We start from the raw sequence: 6,999 nt of genomic DNA, 5'->3' as shown, positions 1-6,999 counted from the left end.
GCTGCGCAGCTGTTGCGGGCCAGCGCGGCGGCCTTGTCCCGCCGACTGGGCGCGCGCAGCTGAGGCTATTCCTGTCGCAGCGTCCGGCCATCGCCTGGAGAAACGGAAGCGTCTGGTAAGGTCAACCAGACATGGAACACAGCACCTCTCTGATCACCACGATTGCCGCCGGTTTTGGCGTTGCCCTGGTCCTTGGCTTCATCGCGGAGCGCTTGAAGCTGCCCGCGCTGGTCGGCTACCTGATGGCCGGCATCCTGATCGGCCCGGCCACGCCGGGGTATGTAGCCGACGTGCACATCGCGTCGCAGCTGTCGGAAATTGGCGTGATGCTGTTGATGTTCGGCGTGGGCCTGCATTTTTCGCTGCAGGACCTGCTGGCCGTGAAGCGCGTGGCGGTGCCCGGCGCCATCGTGCAAATGACGTTTGCGACGCTGCTGGGCATGCTGCTGGCCCACTGGTGGGGCTGGACATGGGGGCAGGGCCTGGTGTTTGGCCTGTCGCTGTCCTGCGCCAGCACGGTGGTGCTGCTGAAGGCGCTGGAGGCGCGCAACACGCTCGAGTCCATGAACGGCCGCATCGCGGTCGGCTGGCTGGTGGTGGAAGACCTGGCCACGGTGCTGGTGCTGGTGCTGCTGCCGCCACTGGCGGGGGTGCTGGGCGGCACCGTGCCCGAAGCCGAAGCTGGCCAGCCTCTTTGGTGGGCCATTGGCCAGACCCTGCTGCTGGTCACGGCCTTCATCGTGCTGATGCTGGTGGTGGGCCGGCGCGTGTTGCCCTGGTTGCTGTGGCAGGTTTCGCGCACCGGCTCGCGCGAGCTGTTCACGCTGGCGGTGGTGGCGGTGGCCATCGGCATTGCCTACGGCGCTGCGGTGCTGTTCAAGGTCTCGTTTGCGCTGGGCGCGTTTTTCGCCGGCATGGTGATGCGCGAGTCGGAGTTCAGCCACCGGGCGGCCGAAGAGTCACTGCCGCTGCGCGATGCGTTTTCGGTGCTGTTCTTCGTCTCGGTCGGCATGCTGTTCGAACCGGCCATCCTGGTCGAGCAGCCGGGGCATGTGCTGGCGGTGGTGGCCGTCATCATCCTGGGCAAGGCGCTTGCCGCTGCGGCACTGGTGATCCTGTTCCGCTACCCGCTGAACACCGCGCTGACGGTGGCCGCCAGCCTGGCGCAGATAGGAGAGTTCTCGTTCATCCTGGCGGGACTGGGCGTGGCGCTGGGCCTGTTGCCGGCCGCAGGCATGAGCCTGGTGCTGGCCGGCGCGCTGATCTCCATCGCGCTGAACCCGCTGCTGTTCGCCGCGCTGGAACCGTTTCGCCGCTGGGTGTTGGCGCGCTCGACGCTGGCGCAGCGGCTGGAGCAGCGCGAAGACCCGTACGCCGAACTGCCTACCAGCACCGAGCGCCGCTACCTGGAAGGTCAGGTCGTGATCGTCGGCTACGGCCGCGTGGGCAAGCGCATTGCGCAGGGGCTGGACGCACGCGGCATCCCCTACGTCGTCGCCGAGCAGAACCGCGAGCGCGTGGAAGACCTGCGCAAGCGCGGTGTGGCCGCAGTTTCTGGCAATGCAGCCGATCCTGCCGTGCTGATCCAGGCCCACATTGCCAATGCTGCGATGCTGGTGATCGCCACGCCGGACGCCTTGAACGTGCGCCAGATGGCCGAGGCCGCCCGCGCGCTGAACCCGCAGATCGAGGTGGTGCTGCGCACCCACAGCGAAGACGAGTCCGAACTGCTGCGGCGCGACAAGATCGGCGCGGTTTTCTATGGTGAGGAGGAACTGGCGCGCGGCATGCTGAGCCACGTGCTGGACCGCTTCGACCGCGACACGCCGGCACCGATGACAGCTTGACGACAGGTTGATTCGTCAACGTGCCAGAAACACGTGGCGTTGAACCGGCACCATCCACTTGATTGACCTCGCGGTCAAACTGCCATGAACAAGCTCGCTGCTGCCCTGATCGCCACCGTGTTTGCTGCCGGTGCCTTCGCCACCGAAACGCCCGCCAAGCCGGAGGCATCGGCCGCTGCTGCATCGGCTCCGGCCAAGGCTTCGCACAAGAAGCACTCGAAGAAGAAGGCCGACGCGGCCGCTGCTGCTGCTCCCGCAGCCAGCAAGTGAGCGGACGGCGCCTGGCGCGCCTTCAGCCCACGTCTCTCGCTTGATCGATAGATGAAACAGGCCCCATGTGGGCCTGTTTTTTTCAGGTGCCTGTTTCGGCTGGTTGAAGTGTGCGCCCCGGCGCTTCATGCCTGGCGCGCGACAGTCTCTCTTGGGCGCGCCAAAGCCGGGCTAACCCGATTGGCAGGGTTTGAAAACGCTGCGATTCTCAAATGGTCTGACTATTTGGGACCACATGAACCGCCGCATCGCCTTTTGCCTCGCCCTGCTTGCCGCCTGTGGCGCCGGTCCTGCCTTGGCTGTCGACTACCCCAATCACCCGGTGGAGCTGGTCGTTCCCTACAACCCCGGCGGCGGGACCGACGCACTGGCGCGTGCCTTTGCCGAGGCTGCGCGCAGGCACTTTCCGCAACCCATCGTGGTCTACAACAGGCCCGGTGCGAGCGGCGTGATCGGCTGGCAGGAGGTGCTCAACAGCAAACCGGATGGCTACAAGCTGGCCTTGATGACGGTGGAACTCACCACGCTGCCGCACCTGGGACTGCAGAAGTTCAGCCACGAGGAGTTCACGCCCATCGCCCGCATGAACGCCGACCCGGCCGCCATCACGGTGAAGGCCGATGCGCCGTGGAACACCATCGAGGAGTTCATCGCCGCCGCCAAGAAGCCGGGCACCGAGTTGCAGGTCGGCAACTCGGGCAACGGCTCGATCTGGCACCTGGCGGCCGCGGCGCTGGAAGACCGCATTGGTGCGAAGTTCAGCCACATTCCCTACCAGGGCGCCAACCCGGCGGTGCTGAGCCTGCTGGGCGGCCACATCGACGCCGTGTCGGTCAGCCCGGCGGAGGTGGCGACCTATGTGGCGGCAGGCAAGTTGAGGATGCTTGCGGTCATGGCCGATCAGCGCCAGAAGGGGTTTGAGAAGGTGCCGACCCTGAAGGAGCGTGGCATTGACGTGGCCGTGGGCACCTGGCGTGGCCTGGGGCTGCCGAAGAACACGCCGAAGGAGGTGGTGGAGATCCTGAAGGTGGCGACGCAAAAGACCATGCAGGAACCGGCCATGCGCGAAGCGATGGAGAAGCTGTCCCTTGGCTACGCCTACGGAGACGACGAAACCTTCCGTGCGGTGATGGCGCGTGACAACGAGACCTTCAAGGCCCTCATTCCCAAGCTTGGCTTGAAGAACTGACCTGAAAAGGCGCTGACGAAGCCACGAAAAAAAGAGCCAGCAGACATTCATCTGCTGGCTCTCATGATTTGGCTCCTCGACCTGGGCTCGAACCAGGGACCTACGGATTAACAGTCCGGCGCTCTACCGACTGAGCTATCGAGGAATTGTCCAAGCAAGTGAATTACTTGACTGGCAGTTCGTCAGTCCCGGAAATCCCGAGACCTTGGTATGTCGACCAAGGCATGCGGTGGCACCTTGGCGTCTTGATCTGGCTCCCCGACCTGGGCTCGAACCAGGGACCTACGGATTAACAGTCCGGCGCTCTACCAACTGAGCTATCGGGGAAGTGAAGCCTCAGATTATAGGCAGAAATTAAAGGGTTTCACAAGAAAACGCCGGGCCGCCCCAAGTTTTCTTCTCCCCCTCGGGGGGCCTGACGCGAAGCGGCAGGTCTGGGGCTCACAGAAACGCTTGAAAAGACGCGCGAAAAGTTCTGGGCGCCACCGGATACAGGTAGACATGGCCATATTGGTACGGACTTTCCTGCCAGGCGCGCTGGTCGAACAGGTTGTCCACGCCCACGCGAAGCACGGTGTCATGGCCGGCAATGCGGGTCTGGTAGCGGCTGGCGAGCGACCAGGTGGTCCAGCCAGGAATGGCGACCGAGTTGTCCGGCAGCACGTAGCGTGAGCCTTCATGTGAAGCGGTGAGGACAAGCGACAAGCCGGGCACTTGCGGCGGTGCGTAAATGGCAGTGGCACGCAGCGAGCGCTGGGCCACGTTCTCCGGCACCAGGCCGTTCTGGGCCGCATCGGCCGCGCCTTCGCGCCGGGCGCGCAGTGCCATTGCGCTGCCGCGCAGGGTCAGCGGGCCGCCGTGCCAGTCCACGCTGGCTTCCAGGCCGCGGTGGCGCGCGTCGCCAGCGCTCACCCGGGTGCAACTGCCATCGTCCGAGCAGCTGCCCAGGTCGCTGCTGACCGGGCGGTGGATGTCGAAGGCGGTCAGGCTGGCGTCCAGTTCGCGGTCTTGGAACTTGACGCCCACTTCGGTCTGGCGGCTCTTCAACGCAGGCAGCGGCTGGCCGGCATTGCTGTAGACCGGGCGGTTCGGTGCCACGTCGCTCTCGATGCCCTGGCCCCAGCTGGCGTAGCCCATCAGCGTGGGCGTGAACTGCTGCGTCAGCGCCAGCCATGGCGTCGTGAAGCTCTGGTCGTAACTGACAGGCTCGCTGCCGTCGGTGGCCACGCTGCCGCGCGACAGCCGAGTGTGGCGCAGGCCCAGCCAGAGGCGGGTGGCCTGGCTCAGGTCGAGCACGTCACGCAGGTGCAGTTCGACGCTGCGCTCGTCGCGGTTGGTGTTGGTGTACAGCGCCTCGGGGCTGGCCGGCACCTCGGTCTTGCCGTCCACCGTGCCGGTGCCGGCGAGGTTGTAGGTCTGCGGGCCGAAGCGGGCGGTGAGCTTGCTCCAGGTCAGGCCGGTGGAGAGCTGGTGGGTCAGCGGACCGGTGGCAAGCTTGCCTTCCAGCGTCAGCGCGGCGGTGCGGGTGTCGCGGTGCTCGTTTTCGCTGCGGAAGTCCCACAGCGACACATGGCCGTCGGCGCTGTAGCGGTCGCACGGCGCGCAGTCGTAGGTGACAGGGTCGAACAGGCCAACCGGGAAGGCCGCGCGGTCGTCCGTCTGCAGCCGCTGCAGCATGGCCTGCGCGCTGAGCTGCCACTGCGCGCTCAGCGCCTGGGTCCAGCGCAGGCTGGCGGTCTGGCCGTCGAACACCACTGGCAGCGACCAGGGCTGGTTGTTCAGGTTCAGCCGCGGGTCCACGGTCGAGGCCTTGGGCAAAGTGTCGCCCAGCATGCTGTAGCCCGGCACGCTGGGTTGCGACTGGTGGCTGAACTCGACCTCGGCCTCCAGCTTGCCGCCGCTGCCCAGGCTCAGCATGCCGGCCGCGGCCAGCAGGTGGCGGTGACCTTCGGTGTCGTGCTGCAGCGGGTCCAGCTTCTCGACCGAGGCGTTGATGCGCAGGCCGGCCTGGCCGTCCAGCAGTTGCTGGTCGATGTCGGCGGCTGCCTTCAGGCTGCCGGACTCGGTCCAGCCCAGCAGCACGCTCTTCTGGTCCCCGCGAGGGCGCTTGACGACGAAGTTGACCAGGCCCGCAGGCGAACTGATGCCGGCCTGCGCGCCGCTGGTGCCCTTGAGCACCTCGATGCTTTCCTTGTTGTCCATCAGCGGCGCGGTCTCGGCATTGATGGGCAGACCGTCGCGCCGGTAGTTGTGGCGGTTGTCCAGCTCGTAGCCGCGCACCCGCATCGAGGCCCAGTAGCCGGGCGCGTTGTAGGCGTCGCCAATGCTGGCGTCCAGCTTGGTGATCTCACCCAGCGAGTCGATGCCACTGTCCAGCAGCAGGCCGGTGTTCAACACGCTGGCCTGGAACGGCGAGCGCGCCAATGGCGTGTCGCCAAAGCCGGCGATGGTGGCGGGCAGGGCGCTGCTGCGGCCCGTCACGGTGACGACCTCGGTCGGCGTGGTTTGTGCGTGGGCGCCGGCGGTCAATGCCAGCAGCGCGGCAGCCGCGAGCGGCAGGCGAAGAAAAGAAGAAGAAAGGCGGCGGGCCATCGGTGACTTCCAGTCGATGGCGCAAGGGCAATGCAGTGAATGGCGGCCGAGGACCGGCACGCGCTCTCAACATGGCTTCCCTGCGCGAGGATTACCTCAATCAGGTTCAAAGGGACTGTCTCAGTCGGCCCCGTCCGGTGGACGGGCCAACACCCCTAGCGGATGCGCTGCAGTCGTGAGAGAGACGGCAGCGCGGGCGGATTATCGCCCTTAACCAGCGCGCAACACGGTGGCGGACCGGCCGGCGCAAAAAGCCCACAAAAAAGCCCGCACGCGGCGGGCTGTTCGGGTGAGCGCGGCGCTCAGCGCTTGAGCTCGCCCAGCTTGCCGGTCTTGTCCTTCCACTCGTCGGCATCCGGCAGCGCGGGCTTGCGCTTGGTGATGCTGGGCCAGAGCTTGGCGAGTTCGGCGTTCAGCGCGATGTATTGCTGCTGGTCGCCGGGCACGTCTTCCTCGGGCAGGATGGCGTTCACAGGGCACTCGGGGATGCAGACCGCGCAGTCAATGCACTCGTCCGGATCGATGGTGAGGAAGTTCGGGCCTTCGCGGAAGCAGTCGACGGGGCAGACGTCGACGCAGTCGGTGTACTTGCAGCGGATGCAGGCTTCGGTGACGACGTGGGTCATGGGGCGGAATCGTTTGTATGAGAAAAGGGGGCGCCCCGTCTGCAGGAACGCACGCGTGGCTTGCTGCGCGGCGGCTGGCGACCGAAGTCGACCGCGCCGGCAGCGGCTGGCGAAAAGCGAATTTTACGGTGGGAAGGCGGCGCTTGCTGGATGGCCTTCAACTGCTGTCGCAGTCGGCGCAGCCAACAGGCGACAGACCGGTGCCGCGCCGACGCCCACGGTGACCACAGCCGGCCGGCCGGCATGCATCACGCAGGCGGCTGGCAAGGTGCTCACGCAATGGTCGGACATCAGCTGGTCCGGCCAGCCTGCGCGAGAGACCACGTTGACCGGCGTGTCGCCTGCCCAGCCGGCGTCCTGCAGCCGGCGGGAGAGGTCGGCCAGCTGGCGGCCGGCCATGTAGAAGACTTCGGTGTCGGCGCGCTGGCTGGCACGCAACTCCAACTCTGCCGTCATCGCGGTGCTCAGCGCCAGG

The 6,999-nt window shown here is 66.4% G+C and carries 6 protein-coding genes, 2 tRNA genes and 1 riboswitch; of the genes, 3 read left to right on the top strand and 5 right to left on the bottom strand.

Going from position 1 to position 6,999, the window contains the following annotated elements:
- Positions 1 to 131 precede the first annotated feature (131 nt).
- The 3 genes from FKP22_RS16295 (at position 132) to FKP22_RS16285 (ending at position 3,306) form a co-directional block, all read left to right on the top strand.
- Positions 132 to 1,847 carry a cation:proton antiporter domain-containing protein gene (locus FKP22_RS16295; RefSeq protein WP_141288514.1) on the top strand — a complete coding sequence of 572 codons (1,716 nt, stop codon included), beginning with the start codon at positions 132 to 134 and terminating at the stop codon, positions 1,845 to 1,847.
- An 84-nt stretch (positions 1,848 to 1,931) separates the two neighbouring features.
- Entirely contained in the window at positions 1,932 to 2,117 is a 186-nt protein-coding gene (locus FKP22_RS16290) for a hypothetical protein (RefSeq protein ID WP_141288513.1), read from the top strand.
- 235 nt (positions 2,118 to 2,352) lie between these two features.
- Positions 2,353 to 3,306, top strand: a complete 954-nt coding sequence (locus tag FKP22_RS16285) for a Bug family tripartite tricarboxylate transporter substrate binding protein (protein ID WP_141288512.1) — start codon at positions 2,353 to 2,355, stop codon at positions 3,304 to 3,306.
- Between the two features lie 69 nt (positions 3,307 to 3,375).
- Here FKP22_RS16285 and FKP22_RS16280 read toward each other — a convergent pair.
- From FKP22_RS16280 to FKP22_RS16260, 5 genes are all read right to left on the bottom strand, one after another.
- Positions 3,376 to 3,451 (bottom strand) — tRNA-Asn (locus FKP22_RS16280).
- 106 nt (positions 3,452 to 3,557) lie between these two features.
- Positions 3,558 to 3,633: transfer RNA gene (locus FKP22_RS16275), tRNA-Asn, on the bottom strand.
- Between the two features lie 114 nt (positions 3,634 to 3,747).
- The gene (locus FKP22_RS16270; protein ID WP_141288511.1) at positions 3,748 to 5,898 is read right to left on the bottom strand and encodes a TonB-dependent siderophore receptor; all 2,151 of its coding nucleotides are present in this window, start codon (positions 5,896 to 5,898) and stop codon (positions 3,748 to 3,750) included.
- A 60-nt stretch (positions 5,899 to 5,958) separates the two neighbouring features.
- Positions 5,959 to 6,065, bottom strand: a riboswitch (TPP riboswitch).
- Between the two features lie 135 nt (positions 6,066 to 6,200).
- The gene (fdxA, locus tag FKP22_RS16265) at positions 6,201 to 6,524 is read right to left on the bottom strand and encodes a ferredoxin FdxA (protein ID WP_141288510.1); all 324 of its coding nucleotides are present in this window, start codon (positions 6,522 to 6,524) and stop codon (positions 6,201 to 6,203) included.
- A gap of 123 nt (positions 6,525 to 6,647) precedes the next feature.
- A partial coding sequence (locus FKP22_RS16260; RefSeq protein ID WP_233446857.1) for an SAM-dependent methyltransferase occupies positions 6,648 to 6,999 on the bottom strand: 352 nt, incomplete at its 5' end.

The organism is Ideonella azotifigens, assembly GCF_006519715.1.
In the GTDB taxonomy this organism is placed as follows: Bacteria; Pseudomonadota; Gammaproteobacteria; order Burkholderiales; family Burkholderiaceae_C; genus Ideonella; species Ideonella azotifigens.
Note: the sequence above shows the minus strand (reverse complement) of the source record. Positions and strands in the feature narration are given on the sequence as shown.